The organism is Klebsiella sp. ME-303 (assembly GCF_007910085.1).
Taxonomy (GTDB): Bacteria; Pseudomonadota; Gammaproteobacteria; order Enterobacterales; family Enterobacteriaceae; genus Klebsiella; species Klebsiella michiganensis.
Genome location: NZ_VOJB01000104.1, coordinates 99,066 through 115,745 on the forward strand (window position 1 = coordinate 99,066; position 16,680 = coordinate 115,745).

The following is a 16,680-nucleotide window of genomic DNA, read 5'->3' on the forward strand; positions in this document are numbered from 1 at the left end:
ATCAGTAGCGCGCGACGATCGTTTTTATCTCCTCAATATTGGTTGCCTGATGTAATTTATTCATATCTTCATCGCTGGAAAATAATTCCGCCAGGGCAGAAATCATTTCGATATGGCTATGTTTATCCGGCGCCGCAAGCATAATGATAATATCAACCGGGTCGAACTCCTCAGAGCCAAACGATACCCCTTGTTGCAGTTTCAACAGCGACAGCCCCAGGCCCTTCGCGCCCTCCTCAGGCCGCGCATGCGGCATCGCCAGTCCCGGGGCCAGCACGTAGTACGGCCCGAGCCGCTGGTGCTGCTCCACGATGGCCGTCACGTAGGCAGGTTCGATAACGTCGGCCTTCAGCAGCGGCCGGGCGCAGATGTCCAGCGCCTGTGGCCAGGTCTCTACGCTTTGCCGCAGCGCGATGGTGGCATCAGAGAGCCAAGTCTTGAGCATTTTGTCCCGCCTCTTTTAGCAAAAGATGGGCAAACTTTATGCAAGCAGCCAATAGTTATCTGCGAGAACGATCACAAAGATAGCGCTACCAACGCTAAACATTCAGATTTGTGATAGCGCTATCAATTCGTAATCATCCCATCAAAACGCAGCAAAAAGGCCCGTTTAAGGCGTATACTCCCTGACACGTGAAGTAATGGATGATAATAAAAACGTCTGTTTAGCAGGAATATGTATGTCTCTAACCCGAAAACGGCGTAGTACCGGTAAAGTCACGATCGCCGATGTTGCTCAGCTGGCTGGTGTGGGAACGATGACCGTGTCCCGCGCCCTTCGCACGCCGGAACAGGTTTCCGATAAGCTCCGTGAAAAAATCGAAGCGGCGGTGCAAGAGCTAGGGTATATGCCTAATCTCGCCGCCAGCGCGCTGGCGTCTGCCTCCTCAAGAACCATCGCGATGGTGGTACCAAATCTTGCCGAGGCGGGCTGTTCGGCGATGTTTGCCGGGCTTCAGCAGATATTACAGCCGGCAGGGTATCAAATCATGCTGGCAGAATCGCAGCACCGTCTGGAGCAGGAAGAAAAGCTGCTGGAAACGCTGCTGGCCTCTAACATCGCCGCCGCCATTCTGCTTAGCGTTGAACACAGCGATACCGTACGCCACTGGCTGAAGAACGCCTCGATTCCGGTGGTGGAGATGGGCGCAATGCGCGCCGATCCGATCGACATGAATATCGGTATTGATAACGTGGCGGCGATGTTCGAGCTGACGGAGATGCTCATCCACCGCGGCTATCAGAATATCGGTCTGCTGTGCGCCAATCAGGAACAGTGGATTTTTCAGCAGCATTTGCAGGGGTGGTATAAAGCCATGCTGCGCCATCATATGTCGCCTAACCGGGTAATTAACGCCGCGCTGCCCGCCAACTTTTCCACCGGAGCTTCACAGCTGCCGGAGTTTTTGCTGGCATGGCCGGAGCTGGATGCGCTGGTTTGCGTTTCCGATGAGCTGGCATGCGGAGCGCTGTATGAATGTCAGCGTCGGCGCATAAAGGTACCGGATGATTTAGCCGTCGTCGGTTTTGGCGACAGCGACGTGAGCCGGGTCTGCCAGCCGCCGTTAACGACCATGGCGGTACCGCACCATAAGATTGGTATAGAAGCCGGGCGCGCCCTTCTGGAGCGTCTTACGGAGGGAAACTGGAGCGACAGAAAGCCCATCGCGTCCAGTTTATGCATGAGGGACAGCTGTTAGAAAACTACTCAGCCTCTTCCTGCTTTTCGCTTTTTGCTGACTCATTATTCGCATTGCGGGTCATCCACAGCGCCAGCGCTTTTAATGAGTCCGGAGTGAACTCATCGCAGCGGGCGGTGATCTCTTCCGGCGTCAGCCAGCACACTTCGCTCACTTCTTCTTCCTGCAGCGCGAACGGGCCGTGCGATACGCAGCTAAACAGGCCGCCCCAGACGCGGCAGTGTTTATCTTCGTAGTAGAACTGCCCGTGGTCAGCAAAAGGCACGCCGGCAATACCGAGCTCTTCTTCCGCCTCACGGCGCGCGGATTCCAGCATTTGCTCGTCAGCCTGCACCACGCCGCCGGCGGTGGCGTCCAGCATGCCCGGCTGGAAATCTTTTGTTTCGGTACGACGCTGCACCAGGATTTTGCCCATCCCATCATGAACAACAATGTAGGTCGCTCGATGACGCAGGCACTCCGCACGCATTTGTTCGCGGCTGGACTGTGCTATCACCTCATTGTTTTCATTAACAATATCGACCCATTCTGTGCTTGCCAAATGATTCTGTTCCGCCATCAGGAAACCTTACTTTTTAAAGCGCTCTTGCGGCGCGTCTATACGGTTGAGGGGTAAATTACGGGTAAATTGCGACCTCTGCAATAACCTGATTATCATCGAGTGCTAAAACCTGCAATTGCCCCTCGTTCAGAAGACCGTAGCTGGCGGTAAATCCCCCTTTAGGGATGCTGACCGAGCCGGGATTGAAGAGAAAAATCTCGCCGCGTTTCTCGGCAACCGGAATATGAGTATGGCCATAAGCCAGCACATCGCCAGCGGCGAGAGGAGGCAAATTTTCGGGGCTATACAGATGCCCGTGGGTCAGAAACAGACGGGTTCGCGCGCTCAAAACCTGCTGCCAGGGGGCGGTAATGGGGAACCGCAGCAGCATTTGATCGACTTCGCTGTCGCAGTTGCCGCGTACGGCAATCACCCGCTCCGCCACGCTATTTAGCGCCTCCGCGACCTGGGCCGGCGCATAGCCTTCGGGAAGGGCGTTACGCGGCCCGTGATTGAGCACATCGCCGAGGATAACCAGCCACTGCGCCCCACTGCGCGCGAACAGCGCAAGCACGCGTTCAGCGGCAGGCAGAGAGCCGTGGATATCCGAGGCAAACATCAGCTTCATACATTTCATCTCCACGCATTACGATGCCGCTATGATAACGGAACCGCTGGCGCTTATCAGCCCGCGCGTTTGGCTGAGAGTGCGACGTAGCGCTGAACCGACGCCCGCTGCCACTGGAAGGTGGCGTAATCCACCAGCGCGGCGGGAACCTCATCGCCGTTCAGGACCAGGCGATTGAGCATCAGCGCCAGGTCGGTATCGGCAATGGACCATTCGCCAAATAGATTCTGCCCGCCATGGGACAGCAGAACGCCAGCCGTTGCAAACAGCTTGTCGGCGCTTTTTTTCCCGGCTTCGCTGAGCGGAGGTTTCTTTGCTGCGGCAAAGACCACGTCCGTGGAGCGCTCTTCGCGAATCGTCATTAAATCGCTACGCAGCCAGGCCTGCACCTGACGCGCCCGCGCGCGCTTTTGCAGGTCATGCGGGTAAAGCCGCTCCCATTCCGGGGGCGCAAAGCGCTCATCCAGATATTCGGTAATCGCGGAGGATTCGCTCAGGAAGAATTCCCCGATCTCCAGCAGCGGTACGCGACGCGTCGCGCTGTAGCCTTTCCAGCCGCTTTGCAAATGTTCGCCGCTGTCGAGGTTAACGGTTTTCAGGGTAAAAGGCAGGCTCTTTTCCTGCAGGGCAACGTATACGGACATCACATATGGCGAGAAAAAATCGGCGTCGGACCACAGGGTAATCGCGGGCTGGCTCATAGCATCCTCAATGGCTAATGTAATGGGGCAATACGCCAACATATCCTGTCTTTCAGAGGATGTCACTGACCGCCACGCTGAGGATCTTACATACTTCTCAGGGGGTGAACGCGATCGGCGAAAGTCATCCAGGATGAGGCAAACCTGTCGGATGATGCCAGTTCACCTATACTCGAAAAGTTTGCGACCTGTGACGGCGAGGAATTTTCATGATCGATTTTTACTACGCACCCACTCCTAATGGCCACAAAATCACGTTATTCCTCGAAGAAGCGCAGCTGGCGTATCGCCTCATCCGGGTGGATATCGGCAAGGGGGAACAGTTTCATCCGCAGTTTCTCGCGATCTCACCCAACAACAAGATCCCGGCGATCGTTGACCACGCTCCCGCCGACGGTGGTGGCCCATTAAGCCTGTTTGAATCCGGCGCCATCCTGCTCTATCTGGCTGAAAAAACGGGAAAATTACTGAGCGGCGAGCTCCGCGAGCGCCACGTCACCCTACAGTGGTTATTCTGGCAGGTCGGCGGGTTGGGGCCGATGCTCGGACAAAATCATCACTTCAACCACTTTGCTCCGCAGGCGGTGCCCTACGCCATTGAGCGCTATCAGGTGGAAACGCAGCGCCTGTATGGCGTGCTCAATCGGCGCCTTGGCGAGAGTCCCTGGCTTGGCGGCAATCACTACAGCATCGCCGATATCGCCTGCTGGCCGTGGGTGAATGCCCATCAGCGCCAGCGTATCGACCTTGCCAATTACCCGGCGGTGCATAACTGGTTTGAACGCATTCGCCAGCGCCCGGCCACCGTTGAAGCGCTTCTGAAAACAGAAGCCCATTAACCCCCTGCTCGCCCGGGAAGCTTTGATGTATGATTGCGGAAATTACTACACGGAGGAAGCCTGCCATGTCTCAACCAGACGCCATTATTCGAATTAAGAACCTGCGCCTGCGTACTTTTATCGGAATTAAAGAGGAAGAGATCGCCAACCGCCAGGACGTGGTGGTTAACGTCGCGATCCACTACCCGGCGGAAAAATCGCGCAACAGCGAAGATATTAACGATGCGCTGAACTACCGCACCATCACCAAGCGCATTATTAGCCATATTGAGAATAACCGCTTCTCTCTGCTGGAAAAATTAACTCAGGATGTGCTCGACATCGCACGCGAACATCACTGGGTCACATATGCTGAAGTAGAGATCGATAAACTGCATGCGCTGCGCTACGCTGATTCGGTATCCATGACGATGAGCTGGCGGCGCTAGACGCATCTTAGGGAGGCGCTATGAACGTTCTGCTTACTGGCGGTACCGGCCTGATTGGCCGCCATCTGATCCCCCGGCTACTGGAGCTTGGACATCACGTAACGGTTTCAACGCGCAGCCCTGAAAAGGCCAAAAGCCGCCTCGATTCGCGCGTCACCCTGTGGCGCGATTTCGAGCATCAGGCGAACCTCAACGGCATTGATGCCGTCATTAATCTGGCCGGTGAGCCGATCGCCGATAAGCGCTGGACGGCGGAGCAGAAACAGCGTCTCTGCCACAGCCGCTGGGATACCACGCAAAAGCTGGTCACGCTGTTCAACGCCAGCGATACGCCGCCCTCGGTGCTGATTAGCGGCTCCGCCGCCGGTTATTATGGCGACCTCGGTGAAGTCGTGGTAACCGAAGAGGAGCCACCGCACAACGAGTTTACCCACAAGCTTTGCGCCCGCTGGGAGCAAATCGCCTGCGAAGCGCAGAGCGATCGCACCCGCGTCTGCCTGCTGCGTACCGGCGTGGTGCTGGCGCCGCGAGGCGGTATTCTGGCCAAAATGACGCCGGCCTTTAAGCTTGGCCTCGGCGGCCCTATCGGTAGCGGAAGGCAATATCTGGCGTGGATCCACATCGACGACATGGTCAACGGTATTCTCTGGCTGCTGGATAACGACCTGCGGGGGCCGTTTAATATGGTTTCCCCTTACCCTGTGCGCAACGAGCAATTCGCCCACGCGCTGGGGCATGCGCTAAATCGCCCTGCCATTTTCCGCGTCCCGGCGGCGGCTATTCGCCTGCTGATGGGAGAATCTTCCGTTCTGGTACTCGGCGGCCAGCGCGCGCTGCCTAAACGCCTGGAAGCCGCCGGATTTGGCTTTCGTTGGTACGATCTGGAAGAAGCCCTCGCCGATGTGCTGCGGTAGTCCAGGTCCATCAGGGAGAGTATCGCTCTCCCTGATTAATTAATTTATGGAACCCGCTTCGCAGCGCGTAAAAATCACCAGTCCTGTGTCGCCTTAACTGTGAATCTCATTCCAGTGATATGCCTTTCACTCTGCCATAACCCTGCGTGTAATTTAACACCATCACACCGTTGACATTCGTCAACAATTTATTCAATATTACCAGGACGAATTGATGAAGGAATATCCGGATAAACATATCAGAGCAGCTATTGACTACGCACTGGCACGAGACTGGATTTTTATCACTGGCGGCAAAAGCGCTCACTGTTTTGGCAGGTTGATGTGTGGGACAGCCCGGCACCGGGAACATATGATGAGCATCTGGTCAACGCCTGCGGTACCCATTAACCACGCCAGGCAAATTATCAGAATGGTCGACCGCTGCCAGCCGCCTGCCTCGGGTCAGATTAACCACAAGAAGGATTAAACCATGGCGCTGTATAATTTTACGCTCACCCTCTCCGGCGTAACTGCTCGTACCGTGGGTCTGGAAGATGCGCTGCATGCCGCAGGCTGCGCTGACGCACTGGTCTGTTTTTACGGAACGGCGGTCTATCTGGAGTTCGATCGCGAAAGAGACTCTCTTGAGCAGGCTATTCTGTCAGCGATTGCCGATATCGAATCCGCATCGGCTCTGAACGCGCGGGTTGAATCCGTCGATTCCGCGCTGGTCGGTTTAAGCGATATTGCCGAACTTACCGGCCTGACGCGACAGGCCGTCGCCTTATTAAAAGATGGCGCACGAGGCTCAGGTCAGTTTCCCGGGCCGGTACAGCGGGTTAAAGGCAATTCCCCGCTGTGGCGCTGGAAAACCGTCGTGGGCTGGCTGGTGATGGAAGGACGGCTTGCCGAAGATTCACCGCTGGTCGCCCACGCGACAGTTCTGGATAACCTCAACCTGGCGCTACAACTGAGGGCGACGTCGGAGAGCACCACCGTGCTGCGCTATCTTCACGGCTTCGGAAATCAGCCCCGGGCTTGTCCGACGGTTGCTTAGACGCATTGCCCTTCCGGCGCTTTATGATGTTAAGGTGGCGGAATAATCCACCGCTATGGACCGCTTTATGAGAATACTCACCACTCCGCGCCTGCGCCTCTCTCCGTTTCACTCATCCGACTGGCCTTTTTTCCTGCGCTTACGACGAGACCCGGAAGTGATGCGCTATATGGGCGAGATTCTTGAGGAGCCGGCGCTGCGGACGCTGTTTGCATCACGCTGCGCTGACCCGGGCGTATTCGTACTGCGCGACGCCAGCGGCGCAGCGGTTGGCGATATTGGCCTGCGCATCAGCGGTAAAAATCCGCACGAAGCGGATGTCGGATACGCTCTCCTGCCTGAGGCTCAGGGGAAGGGTTACGCCAGTGAAGCGCTAAAAGCGATTTGCGACTACGGATTTCAGCAGCTCGGCGTTCACGCAATAAATGCCTGGGTGCTGGGCAGTAACGCTGGCTCTTCCCGTCTGCTGGAAAAACACGGCTTTATCCGCATTCAGGTGCTCGAAAAAGCGTATCATCTGAACGGCATTGACTATGACGACTGGGTGTATCGGCTGGAGCGTTAGCCGCCCCGACGGAGAGTGTTCCGCCGGGGGCTGGACAGTGTTTACTTCAAAGAGCCCTTCAGGAACTGCTGCAGACGCTGGCTTTTCGGATTGCCGAAAACCTCGTCAGGATGCCCTTCTTCTTCAATTTTGCCCTGATGCAGGAAGATCACGTGCGAGGAGACGTGGCGTGCAAAGCCCATTTCATGGGTGACCACGACCATGGTTTTCCCCTCTTCCGCCAGCTGCTGCATGATCCGCAGCACTTCGCCCACCAGTTCAGGGTCAAGCGCCGACGTCGGTTCATCAAACAGCAGTACGTCGGGCTCCATCGCCAGCGCGCGGGCAATGGAAACGCGCTGCTGCTGGCCGCCGGAGAGATGAACCGGATATTTAATCTGCTGTCGTTCATCAATACCGACTTTCGCCAGGTATTTTACCGCCCGATCGCGCGCTTCCTGTTTACTCAGGCCCAGTACCTGAATCGGCGCCTCCATCACGTTTTCCAGCACCGTCATATGGCTCCACAGGTTAAAATGCTGGAATACCATCGTCAGGCGAGTACGTAGCAAACGTAGCTGATTTTTATCAGAAACCTTTAACTGACCATCTTTATCGCGAACCAGGCCAATGTTTTGCCCGTTAACAACGATCGTCCCTTCGCTGGGCTTCTCAAGAAAGTTAATACAGCGCAAAAAGGTACTTTTCCCGGAACCGGATGAGCCAATAATACTGATCACGTCTCCGGCTTTCGCCCGCAGTGAGACGCCCTTCAGTACTTCATGCTCTCCGTAACGTTTATGCAGATCGATTACATTTAATTTATTGTCGGACATGGCGTTCTCAGTGCGTCGAAGAAGGTTTGATATGCTGGAGCCAGCGCTTTTCCGCCCTGCGGAACAGGCTAATCAACACATACGAGATAATTAAATACAGTACTGCGGCAATACCGAAGGCGGTAAACGGCTGGTAGGTTGCCGAGTTAATATCGCGGGCAATTTTCAGCAGATCCGGCACCGTGGCGGTAAAAGCCAGCGCGGTGGAATGCAGCATCAGAATCACTTCGTTGCTGTATGCAGGCAGCGCAATACGCAGCGCGGAAGGCAAAATAATGCAGCGATACATTTTGACCGACGAAAAACCGTACGCCCGGGCGGCTTCTATCTCGCCTGCCGGCACTGAACGAATCGCCCCGGCGAAAATCTCCGTGGTGTAGGCGCAGGTATTCAGCGTCAGCGCCAGCACCGTACAGTTCAGGCCGCTGCGAAAGAAGGCGTTCAGCAGTTCTGTGCCTTTGACGACCTCCAGCGTGTACATTCCGGAATAGAACACCAGCAGCTGGACGTACAGCGGCGTGCCGCGAAAGATATAGGTGAACAGCCAGATGGGGAACTGGATAAATTTATTGCTCGACACTCGGCCAATGGCGAGGAAAACCGCCAGGATGCCGCCCATCACCACGGAAGAGATCAGCAGCCAGAGCGTAATCGCCACGCCGGTAAAGCGATAGCCGTCGGTCCACAGCAGGGATTTCCAGTACTCCTGAATAATATCAATCACAGGTCGGCCCTCTTCACGCCCACAGAATAACGGCGTTCGAGCATCAGCAGCACACCATTGGAAACCGTTGTAAATACCAGATAAATCAGGCCACAGACGATGGCAAAGTAGAACGGCTCCCAGGTGCTTTTACCCGCCAGCTGGGTTGCCTTGACCACATCTTCCAGTCCCAGCAGTGAGACCAGCGCGGTCGCTTTGAGGATAACCTGCCAGTTGTTGCCGATTCCGGGCAGCGCATAGCGCATCATTGCCGGAAACAGAATACGACGAAAGGTTTGCCCACCGCTAAAGCCGAAGGCCGTCGCCGCTTCAATATGTCCCTTTGGCACCGCCAGGAAGGCGCCGCGAAAGGTTTCGGTGAAGTAGGCCCCGTAAATAAAGCCCAGCGTGATGATCCCCGCCACCATGGGGTCGATATCAAACTGCGCCAGGCCAAGCGCATCGGTTACGCCGTTGAGCGCAATCTGTAGCCCGTAGAAAATCAGCAGCATCAGCACCAGATCGGGCACGCCGCGGATTAAGGTGGTATAGCCTTCAAAAATCAACGCCAACGGACGATTGTTGGAAAGTTTCGCCCCGGCGCCCGCCAGACCGATAAGCACCGCCAGAACGACCGAGCTTAACGCCAGCTCAAGGGTGACCAGCGCGCCCTGAAAAATAACCTGTGAAAACCCGTACAGCATGCTGTCTGCCCTGTCTGTCATCAACCATCGCGCGCAAAATAACGCGCGACGGGGTACGCGGGATGGTTAGTCGCCGTACACGTTAAAATCGAAATATTTCTTCGCCAGCTTGTCGTAGGTGCCATCCTGGCGCATCTCGGCAAAGGCTTTATTCAGTGCTTCACGTAGTTCGTTATCCTCTTTGCGCAGCCCCATACCGGTGCCGACGCCGAACAGCTTCTCGTCTTTAATCGACGGACCGCCGAACTGATAATCCTTGCCGATAGGCTGTTTGAGGAAGCCTTCGCTGGCGGCGACTTCATCCTGGAACGCCGCGTCAATGCGTCCGGCAGTCAGGTCGGAATAAATATTGTCCTGTCCCTGATAGGAAACGATTTCAATGCCTTTTGGCGCCCAGTGCTCGTTGCCGTAGGTTTCCTGGGTGGTACCCTGGAGAACGCCAACGCGCTTGCCTTTCAGCTTCGCGAGGTCTGGCGTAATATCGCTGCCTTTTTTCACGACCAGGCGCGAATCAGCCGCGTACAGTTTGTCGGTGAAGGCAATTTCCTGCTGGCGTTTTTCGGTGATCGAAAGCGAAGACATAATGGCGTCGATTTTCTTCGCTTTTAAAGAAGGGATCAGCGCGTCCAGCGGGTTCTCAATGAAGGTACATTGCGTATTGATACGCTTACAGAGCTCTTTTGCCAGATCGATGTCAAAACCCACCAGTTCACCCTGCGCATTCTTCGATTCGAACGGGGCATAAGTAGGATCGGTGCCGATGCGGACTTTTTGCGGAATGGCTGCGAATACAGTGGAAACGCTGGAAAGGGCCAGCGCTAAAGAGAGAGACAACGCCAGTTTTTTCATAACTATCCTCAACAGACTGTCATTCTAACGGATTTATTAGAAGTACTTACGGCAGTTATCGTGCCATTATTCGCCCCGGTAAGGCAAAGCATTCTGCGCCGGAAAGCAAATTTTTTCGCATCGGAAACGCTTAACTATGCACTTTTTAACATCGCGTGCGCAATTTCCTGCACCAAATTGATCCGCTAAAAGCGCAGCTGCACCAAAATCAGACAGAAAGGGATGCGCATGGCCCGGCGTGCGGGCCAGCGGGCGTCTTAATCACCGTAAACGTTGAAGTCGAAGTATTTCTTCGCCATTTTGTCGTAGGTGCCGTCTTTACGCATGTCGGCCAGCGCTTTATCAAACGCGGCCTTCAGCTCGCTATCGTCCTTACGCAGGCCGATGCCGGTACCATCACCGAAGAACTTTTTGTCTTTAACGGAAGGACCGGCAAAGGCAAAATCTTTACCGGCAGGTTGCTTGAGGAAGCCCTCGCTGGCGGCCACTTCATCCTGCAACGCGGCGTCCAGGCGACCCGCAGCGAGGTCTGAGTAGATCAAATCCTGATTCTGATAGGCCACAACGTCCACGCCGTGGCTGCGCCAGCGTTCATTACCATAGGCCTCCTGGGTGGAGCCCTGCAGTACGCCAACATGCTTGCCTTTGAGGGATTCCAGCGTCGGTTGAATCGGCGAGCCTTTGGCGGCGATCAGGCGGGAGTCGGCCGCGTAGAGCTTGTCAGAGAAGGCGATTTCCTGCTGGCGTTTTTCCGTAATCGACAGCGAAGAGATAATGGCGTCGATTTTCTTGGCCTTCAGCGACGGGATCAGGGAGTCGAAATCGCTGCCGACCCAGGTGCATTTTACTTTGATGCGCGAACAGAGTTCGTTACCCAAATCAATGTCAAAACCCACGAAATCCCCTTTCGCATCCTTTGAAGAGAAAGGCGCGTAGGTGGCATCGGTGCCAATGCGGATACTCTGCGGCAGCGCGGCGAACGCGCTGGAGGCGCTGCAAATTCCCATCATTAAAGAGAGAGCCAGGACCGTCTTCTTCATAGGTTACCCTTAAGTGTCGTGATGTTGTTATGCGATGCGTTATCTTGTTATTTGTACTGCCGACAAAAGCTTGCACGTTTTATGCCATTTTCTCAGTGCGTGCTGGAAATGGCGTTAAATTTGTTAAATAAAGGTTGCAGGTTTGTCTTAAAAGGGAAGATACCAGCAATAACGGATAAACCGCAGTGCCGCAGCGCAAAAAAACAAATTAAATGTTGAGGATTTGATCGAGGCGACAAAATTGCACTGCGGGGAGGCGGATGTGAACAAAGCGCACTATCTTAGTGCGCCCTACGCGCCCTGCCAGCGGGAAAAGAGGTCTTGCGGGAGAGAGATATCGAACTGATCGATCACGCGATTGACCGTCTGATTAATCACATCGTCCAGGCTTTTCGGGCGATGATAAAACGCCGGAACCGGCGGCATAATCACCGCGCCCATTTCCGCCGCCTGGACCAGCAGCCGCAAATGGCCAAGGTGGAACGGCGTTTCCCGTACGCACAGCACCAGCGGCCGGCGCTCTTTAAGCACCACGTCCGCCGCCCTGGTCAGCAGCCCGTCGGTATAGCTATGAACAATGCCGGAGAGGGTCTTCATTGAGCATGGCAAAATCACCATCCCGGCGGTTTTAAAAGAGCCGGAAGAGATGCTGGCGGCGATATCGCGGGCATCGTGCACCACGTCGGCTAACGCCTGCACCTCGCGCAGGGAGAAATCCGTCTCCAGCGCCAGCGTCTGGCGCGCGGCCTGGCTTAAAATAAGATGGGTTTCGACATCCGAAACTTCGCGCAAAACCTGGAGCAAGCGTACGCCGTAAATCGCGCCGCTGGCGCCAGAAATACCGATAATGAGTCGCTTCACGATGATTGCCCCTTTCACACAATGGCGCAGACTTTGCCGGATTATAGTCTCCGACGCAACCGCGGACCCGCATTTGGCGCGAGAAAATAAAAAAGCCCGCGGCCGTCAGACCGCGGGCTCTCAGCAAAACAGAGGATTACCCTTCGTTGTGCATCTCTAAGTTTTCAACTTCATTCTGCAGCTGAACCGCTTTCGCGTCGTCGTTACGCAGAGAGTCGAGATAGTCCAGATACTGCTGATCGACATCTTTAGTGACGTAGATACCGTTGAACACCGAGCATTCAAACTGCTGAATATCCGGATTCTCCGCGCGCACCGCGTCAATCAGATCGTCCAGATCCTGGAAAATCAGGCCATCGGCGCCGATGATCTGGCGGATCTCATCTACCTCACGCCCGTGGGCTATCAGCTCATTGGCGGTTGGCATATCGATGCCATACACGTTCGGGAAGCGAATTTCCGGCGCAGCGGAGGCCAGATACACTTTCTTCGCCCCGGCTTCGCGCGCCATCTCGATAATCTGCTCAGAGGTGGTGCCGCGCACGATGGAGTCATCCACCAGCAGCACGTTCTTATCGCGGAATTCGGCGCGGTTGGCGTTAAGCTTACGGCGCACGGACTTACGGCGCAGCTGCTGACCGGGCATGATAAAGGTACGGCCAACGTAGCGGTTTTTAACAAACCCCTGGCGATACGGCTTATCGAGGATGCGGGCAATTTCCAGCGCGATATCGCAGGAGGTTTCCGGAATGGGAATGACCACATCGATATCCAGATCTTCCCACTCGCGGGCAATTTTCTCGCCCAGCTTCGTGCCCATATTGACGCGGGCGCTGTAAACGGAAATTTTGTCGATGAAGGAGTCCGGACGCGCAAAATAGACGTACTCGAACAAGCACGGGTTGCTGACCGGGTTTTCCGCGCACTGGCGAGTAAACAGCTGGCCTTTTTCGGTGATATACACCGCTTCACCAGGCGCCACGTCGCGCAGGAACTCAAAGCCCAGCGTATCCAGCGCCACGCTTTCCGAAGCAACCATATACTCGGTGCGGCCATCGCCGATATCGCGCTTGCCCAGCACCAGCGGACGGATGCCGTTCGGGTCGCGGAAAGCGACCATGCCGTGACCGATAATCATCGCCACGCAGGCATAAGCGCCGCGAATCTGGCGGTTGGTGGCGGCGATCGCCGCAAAAATGTTGTCTGCTTCCAGCGGATAGTGGCGGAAGTTGTCCAACTCGCTGGCGAAGATATTGAGCAGGATTTCGGAATCAGAGGTGGTGTTGATGTGGCGGCGTTTTTCTTCAAACAGCTTTTTACGCAGCTCGTGAGCGTTAGTCAGGTTACCGTTGTGCGCCAACGTAATGCCGTATGGCGAGTTGACGTAGAAAGGCTGTGCCTCGGAGGCGCTGGAGCTGCCAGCCGTCGGGTAACGAACGTGACCAATACCCATATTGCCCTGCATACGCTGCATATGGCGAGCTTCAAAAACGTCGCTCACCAGACCGTTCGCCTTACGCAAACGGAAACAGTTGTTCGCATCAATGGTGATGATGCCTGCGGCATCCTGGCCACGATGCTGAAGCACCGTTAACGCGTCATAAATCGACTGGTTTACCGGCATAACACCGGCGATACCGACAATACCGCACATACGTCTTTTCCTCGTTAAGCTACATCCCAACGCTTATGCTTTGGGCAAGAAACTTGACGAGCTCTGCAGATAGTCAAAGAACCATCTGATAACGAAACTGAACTGTGGGATAAGCTCAGACTTTTGCCAGTCTTCGCTTTTCGCCATACCGGTAAAGCTATCGAGAAAGAACAGAATCGCCGAGACGATTAGCACCCCGCGCAGGGCGCCAAAGCAGATCCCTAACACCCTGTCGGTTCCCGACAGGCCGGTTTTTTCCACCAGCTGACCTATCACAAAGTTAACGATAGCGCCGACGATAAGCGTTGCGATAAACAGTATCGCGATAGCAATCCCATTTCGGACCAGTTCGTCTTCAAAGCCCGTGAACCAGACAGCCAGGTAAGTGTAGTAATGACTGGCAACAAAGAAAGCGCATCCCCAGGTTACCAGCGATAAAGCTTCACGAACAAAGCCGCGGATCAGGCTAACCAGTGAGGAAAAACCAATCACCGCAATTATGGCGTAATCAATCCAGACCATATACGTCCCACGATTTTACGCCCTGTCGTCCGGTTCGGGGCGCATTCTAACAGAAAAAGAAAACGTTTGCGTAGGGATTTCCGTGCCCTACAGAAATAAAAATGGCGCTGAAAAAACATTCAACGCCATACTGCCTTTCGCCTCTTCAGGGCGCGTCAGACAGGAGTTTCAGCACTCTACTCCTTTAAAAAAGAGAGAGTTAGTTCGGACTGTAGCCCATGACCACGCCGCTAAGTCCCGAAAGCTGCTTCAGCTCACCAAGCTGACCTTTCAGCTTATCCTTCGAGGTATCCGGCCCCACGAGAATACGGGTAATTTTACCCTGCACCGGCGTCGAAGGCGACGTGTAAACTTTAAAGCCGGAAGCGCGCAGCTTACCGACAATCTCGTTGACCTTATCGGCGTTCTTCAGCGCCCCAAGCTGCACCACATAGGCTTTACCGGTCGGTACCGGAATTTCAGCCTGCTGCTGCGGTTTAGGCGGCGGCGTCTGCGCCGCAACCTGCTGCTGTGGTTGCGGTTGCGGCTTCTCTACCGGCTTCGGCTGAGGTTTCGGCTGTGGTTTCGGTGCGACCACTGGCTCCTGCACCACATCAAAACTGTTGTTGTTCACCGGTATCCGCGACGGATCCAGCGATGGCGCAGCGGCATCGCCGGCCCTCACCTCTTCCGCCGCCCCTTCAGGCGGCTGCGAAGGCAGCGCCTGGGTCGCCGCTGGCAGCATATCCGGCTCATCGCGATCCCCCGGTTTTGGCACCAGCGGAATGGCGGCAAACTCATCCTGATAATGTTTTTTCTGACCATCCAGCAGCCCTGGCAGGATAATCACCCCCAGCGCCACCAGCACAATCGTCCCGACTAAACGGTTCTGAAACTTACTCGCCACCGATTCTCCCCGCGTCTATTTCTTCCATTACATGCGCCACCGTATGGAATGAACCACACACCAGCACCGTATCTTCAGGCCCGGCGTCCGCCATCGCGGCATGCCACGCCTCAGCGACGCTAGTATAGACTTTACCTGCGCGCAAATGTTCCAGCAGCTGCTCCGCCGTGGCTCCGCGCGGCCCTTCCAGCGGCGCGCAGTACCAGTCGTCAACTTCGGCCTGCAAATTTGCCAGCGTTCCCGCGATATCCTTGTCATGCAGCATACCAATAACCGCCAGCACGCGCCCCGTTTTCGATAAGGTTTTGAGACGCCCGGCGAGATAGGCCGCCGCATGCGGATTATGGGCAACGTCCAGGATCGTCCGGGGAGCATCGCTGATTATCTGAAAACGCCCCGGCAGCATCGCGTTTTGAACGCCATCGCGCAACGCCTGCTCGTTGACCTTAAGCCCGCTGGCGCGCAAGGCCGCAATCGCCGTAGCCGCATTCGGCAGCGGGACCTGCGGCAGCGGCAGATCGCTTAACGCCCCCTGACGATCGCGGAAGGACCAGCCTTGTTCACCGGCGTCATACTGCCAGTCAACGTCACGGCGCAGGAGCCGCGCCCCTTTTTCGCTCGCCACCTCAGCGATGGTCAACGGCATATCGGGTTCGCCGACGACAGCCGGTTTACCAGGGCGGAAAATCCCCGCCTTTTCGCGGCCGATGCTTTCGCGATCGGGCCCCAGCCAGTCGGTATGGTCGAGGGCAATACTGGTCACCACCGCCACGTCAGCATCGACGATATTGGTCGCATCCAGGCGGCCGCCCAGGCCCACCTCAAGAATCACCACATCCAGCCGCGCCTGCTGAAACAGCCACAGCGCGGAGAGTGTGCCAAACTCGAAATAGCTCAGGGAAATCTCGCCGCGCGCGGCTTCAATTTCGGCAAAAGAGGTCGTATGCGCGAGCTCCGCCAGCTCTTCGCCCTGCACCCGCACCCGCTCTGTGTAGCGCACCAGATGCGGCGAACTGTAAACGCCAACCTTATAGCCCGCCGCCATCAGCACCGACTCCAGGGCACGGCAGGTGGTGCCTTTGCCGTTGGTCCCCGCCACCGTAAAGACAAACGGCGCAGGTTTCATTACCGCCATCCGCTGCGCGACCTCGCTGACGCGCGCCAGCCCGAGATCGATAGTTTTGCTGTGCAGATGTTCCAGATAAGAAAGCCACGTAGCCAGGGGCGACGTGGCCTGAGGAATAGGTTGTTTTTCCATGATGTCCGGCAAGAGTTAGGATAACTACGCGTA

General features: G+C 55.7%; 21 protein-coding genes. 7 read left to right on the forward strand and 14 right to left on the reverse strand.

Going from position 1 to position 16,680, the window contains the following annotated elements:
- Nucleotide 1: 1 nt before the first annotated feature.
- Nucleotides 2–445: a PTS sugar transporter subunit IIA gene (locus FQK12_RS26215; RefSeq protein WP_014230260.1), complete on the reverse strand. Its 444-nt coding sequence runs from the start codon at nucleotides 443–445 to the stop codon at nucleotides 2–4.
- Nucleotides 446–680: 235 nt separating this feature from the next.
- On the opposite strand from FQK12_RS26215, the gene FQK12_RS26220 reads away from it, so the two are divergent.
- Nucleotides 681–1,700: a LacI family DNA-binding transcriptional regulator gene (locus FQK12_RS26220; RefSeq protein ID WP_014230261.1), complete on the forward strand. Its 1,020-nt coding sequence runs from the start codon at nucleotides 681–683 to the stop codon at nucleotides 1,698–1,700.
- Between the two features lie 4 nt (nucleotides 1,701–1,704).
- Here the strand turns inward: FQK12_RS26220 and yfcD are convergent, their stop codons facing one another.
- Genes yfcD through yfcF form a run of 3 tightly spaced genes read right to left on the reverse strand, consistent with a single transcriptional unit; the run spans nucleotide 1,705 to nucleotide 3,570 of the window.
- Entirely contained in the window at nucleotides 1,705–2,259 is a 555-nt protein-coding gene (gene yfcD, locus FQK12_RS26225) for an NUDIX hydrolase YfcD (RefSeq protein WP_004852867.1), read from the reverse strand.
- Between the two features lie 58 nt (nucleotides 2,260–2,317).
- Nucleotides 2,318–2,869: a phosphodiesterase gene (gene yfcE / locus FQK12_RS26230; RefSeq protein WP_014230262.1), complete on the reverse strand. Its 552-nt coding sequence runs from the start codon at nucleotides 2,867–2,869 to the stop codon at nucleotides 2,318–2,320.
- 56 nt (nucleotides 2,870–2,925) lie between these two features.
- Nucleotides 2,926–3,570 (reverse strand): glutathione transferase, encoded by a 645-nt coding sequence (gene yfcF / locus FQK12_RS26235; protein WP_014230263.1) that lies wholly within the window; start codon nucleotides 3,568–3,570, stop codon nucleotides 2,926–2,928.
- A 209-nt stretch (nucleotides 3,571–3,779) separates the two neighbouring features.
- On the opposite strand from yfcF, the gene yfcG reads away from it, so the two are divergent.
- From yfcG to FQK12_RS26265, 6 genes are all read left to right on the forward strand, one after another.
- Nucleotides 3,780–4,409 (forward strand): GSH-dependent disulfide bond oxidoreductase, encoded by a 630-nt coding sequence (gene yfcG / locus FQK12_RS26240; RefSeq protein ID WP_014230264.1) that lies wholly within the window; start codon nucleotides 3,780–3,782, stop codon nucleotides 4,407–4,409.
- 65 nt (nucleotides 4,410–4,474) lie between these two features.
- On the forward strand, nucleotides 4,475–4,837 hold the full coding sequence (folX, locus tag FQK12_RS26245; protein ID WP_004104107.1) for a dihydroneopterin triphosphate 2'-epimerase: 363 nt from the start codon (nucleotides 4,475–4,477) through the stop codon (nucleotides 4,835–4,837).
- A gap of 20 nt (nucleotides 4,838–4,857) precedes the next feature.
- Nucleotides 4,858–5,751: a TIGR01777 family oxidoreductase gene (locus FQK12_RS26250; RefSeq protein WP_014230265.1), complete on the forward strand. Its 894-nt coding sequence runs from the start codon at nucleotides 4,858–4,860 to the stop codon at nucleotides 5,749–5,751.
- 214 nt (nucleotides 5,752–5,965) lie between these two features.
- Entirely contained in the window at nucleotides 5,966–6,220 is a 255-nt protein-coding gene (locus FQK12_RS27940) for a hypothetical protein (RefSeq protein ID WP_014230266.1), read from the forward strand.
- 3 nt (nucleotides 6,221–6,223) lie between these two features.
- Nucleotides 6,224–6,790 (forward strand): hypothetical protein, encoded by a 567-nt coding sequence (locus FQK12_RS26260; RefSeq protein WP_014230267.1) that lies wholly within the window; start codon nucleotides 6,224–6,226, stop codon nucleotides 6,788–6,790.
- Between the two features lie 67 nt (nucleotides 6,791–6,857).
- Entirely contained in the window at nucleotides 6,858–7,355 is a 498-nt protein-coding gene (locus tag FQK12_RS26265) for a GNAT family N-acetyltransferase (protein WP_046877205.1), read from the forward strand.
- 41 nt (nucleotides 7,356–7,396) lie between these two features.
- On the opposite strand, the gene hisP is transcribed toward FQK12_RS26265, so the two are convergent.
- The 10 genes from hisP to folC form a co-directional block, all read right to left on the reverse strand.
- Nucleotides 7,397–8,170: a histidine ABC transporter ATP-binding protein HisP gene (gene hisP / locus FQK12_RS26270; RefSeq protein ID WP_004852881.1), complete on the reverse strand. Its 774-nt coding sequence runs from the start codon at nucleotides 8,168–8,170 to the stop codon at nucleotides 7,397–7,399.
- A gap of 7 nt (nucleotides 8,171–8,177) precedes the next feature.
- On the reverse strand, nucleotides 8,178–8,894 hold the full coding sequence (gene hisM / locus FQK12_RS26275; RefSeq protein WP_004852883.1) for a histidine ABC transporter permease HisM: 717 nt from the start codon (nucleotides 8,892–8,894) through the stop codon (nucleotides 8,178–8,180).
- Nucleotides 8,891–9,577, reverse strand: a complete 687-nt coding sequence (locus FQK12_RS26280; protein WP_014230269.1) for a histidine ABC transporter permease HisQ — start codon at nucleotides 9,575–9,577, stop codon at nucleotides 8,891–8,893. Before FQK12_RS26280 ends, hisM begins: the two co-directional genes overlap by 4 nt.
- 66 nt (nucleotides 9,578–9,643) lie before the next feature.
- A complete protein-coding gene (gene hisJ / locus FQK12_RS26285) occupies nucleotides 9,644–10,426 on the reverse strand; it encodes a histidine ABC transporter substrate-binding protein HisJ (RefSeq protein WP_004123203.1) in 783 nt (260 codons plus the stop codon).
- Between the two features lie 257 nt (nucleotides 10,427–10,683).
- Nucleotides 10,684–11,466 (reverse strand): lysine/arginine/ornithine ABC transporter substrate-binding protein ArgT, encoded by a 783-nt coding sequence (argT, locus tag FQK12_RS26290; protein ID WP_014230270.1) that lies wholly within the window; start codon nucleotides 11,464–11,466, stop codon nucleotides 10,684–10,686.
- 291 nt (nucleotides 11,467–11,757) lie between these two features.
- Nucleotides 11,758–12,327: a UbiX family flavin prenyltransferase gene (locus FQK12_RS26295; protein ID WP_004852887.1), complete on the reverse strand. Its 570-nt coding sequence runs from the start codon at nucleotides 12,325–12,327 to the stop codon at nucleotides 11,758–11,760.
- Between the two features lie 136 nt (nucleotides 12,328–12,463).
- Entirely contained in the window at nucleotides 12,464–13,981 is a 1,518-nt protein-coding gene (gene purF / locus FQK12_RS26300; protein ID WP_004123211.1) for an amidophosphoribosyltransferase, read from the reverse strand.
- Between the two features lie 33 nt (nucleotides 13,982–14,014).
- On the reverse strand, nucleotides 14,015–14,503 hold the full coding sequence (gene cvpA / locus FQK12_RS26305) for a colicin V production protein (protein ID WP_004104143.1): 489 nt from the start codon (nucleotides 14,501–14,503) through the stop codon (nucleotides 14,015–14,017).
- Between the two features lie 199 nt (nucleotides 14,504–14,702).
- Nucleotides 14,703–15,389 (reverse strand): cell division protein DedD, encoded by a 687-nt coding sequence (dedD, locus tag FQK12_RS26310; protein ID WP_014230271.1) that lies wholly within the window; start codon nucleotides 15,387–15,389, stop codon nucleotides 14,703–14,705.
- On the reverse strand, nucleotides 15,379–16,647 hold the full coding sequence (gene folC / locus FQK12_RS26315) for a bifunctional tetrahydrofolate synthase/dihydrofolate synthase (protein WP_014230272.1): 1,269 nt from the start codon (nucleotides 16,645–16,647) through the stop codon (nucleotides 15,379–15,381). The genes dedD and folC overlap by 11 nt, the downstream gene beginning before the upstream one ends.
- Nucleotides 16,648–16,680: the final 33 nt, after the last annotated feature.

What these genes read in the sequence shown, in the direction of transcription:
- FQK12_RS26280 (WP_014230269.1), bottom strand. Translation starts at nt 9,577, where the DNA reads ATGCTGTACGGGTTTTCACAGGTTATTTTTCAGGGCGCGCTGGTCACC.
- FQK12_RS26215 (WP_014230260.1), bottom strand. Translation starts at nt 445, where the DNA reads ATGCTCAAGACTTGGCTCTCTGATGCCACCATCGCGCTGCGGCAAAGC.
- hisJ (WP_004123203.1), bottom strand. Translation starts at nt 10,426, where the DNA reads ATGAAAAAACTGGCGTTGTCTCTCTCTTTAGCGCTGGCCCTTTCCAGC.
- FQK12_RS26250 (WP_014230265.1), top strand. Translation starts at nt 4,858, where the DNA reads ATGAACGTTCTGCTTACTGGCGGTACCGGCCTGATTGGCCGCCATCTG.
- argT (WP_014230270.1), bottom strand. Translation starts at nt 11,466, where the DNA reads ATGAAGAAGACGGTCCTGGCTCTCTCTTTAATGATGGGAATTTGCAGC.
- folC (WP_014230272.1), bottom strand. Translation starts at nt 16,647, where the DNA reads ATGGAAAAACAACCTATTCCTCAGGCCACGTCGCCCCTGGCTACGTGG.
- yfcE (WP_014230262.1), bottom strand. Translation starts at nt 2,869, where the DNA reads ATGAAGCTGATGTTTGCCTCGGATATCCACGGCTCTCTGCCTGCCGCT.
- FQK12_RS26260 (WP_014230267.1), top strand. Translation starts at nt 6,224, where the DNA reads ATGGCGCTGTATAATTTTACGCTCACCCTCTCCGGCGTAACTGCTCGT.
- yfcG (WP_014230264.1), top strand. Translation starts at nt 3,780, where the DNA reads ATGATCGATTTTTACTACGCACCCACTCCTAATGGCCACAAAATCACG.
- FQK12_RS27940 (WP_014230266.1), top strand. Translation starts at nt 5,966, where the DNA reads ATGAAGGAATATCCGGATAAACATATCAGAGCAGCTATTGACTACGCA.
- yfcD (WP_004852867.1), bottom strand. Translation starts at nt 2,259, where the DNA reads ATGGCGGAACAGAATCATTTGGCAAGCACAGAATGGGTCGATATTGTT.
- FQK12_RS26220 (WP_014230261.1), top strand. Translation starts at nt 681, where the DNA reads ATGTCTCTAACCCGAAAACGGCGTAGTACCGGTAAAGTCACGATCGCC.
- folX (WP_004104107.1), top strand. Translation starts at nt 4,475, where the DNA reads ATGTCTCAACCAGACGCCATTATTCGAATTAAGAACCTGCGCCTGCGT.
- yfcF (WP_014230263.1), bottom strand. Translation starts at nt 3,570, where the DNA reads ATGAGCCAGCCCGCGATTACCCTGTGGTCCGACGCCGATTTTTTCTCG.
- FQK12_RS26265 (WP_046877205.1), top strand. Translation starts at nt 6,858, where the DNA reads ATGAGAATACTCACCACTCCGCGCCTGCGCCTCTCTCCGTTTCACTCA.
- purF (WP_004123211.1), bottom strand. Translation starts at nt 13,981, where the DNA reads ATGTGCGGTATTGTCGGTATCGCCGGTGTTATGCCGGTAAACCAGTCG.
- cvpA (WP_004104143.1), bottom strand. Translation starts at nt 14,503, where the DNA reads ATGGTCTGGATTGATTACGCCATAATTGCGGTGATTGGTTTTTCCTCA.
- hisP (WP_004852881.1), bottom strand. Translation starts at nt 8,170, where the DNA reads ATGTCCGACAATAAATTAAATGTAATCGATCTGCATAAACGTTACGGA.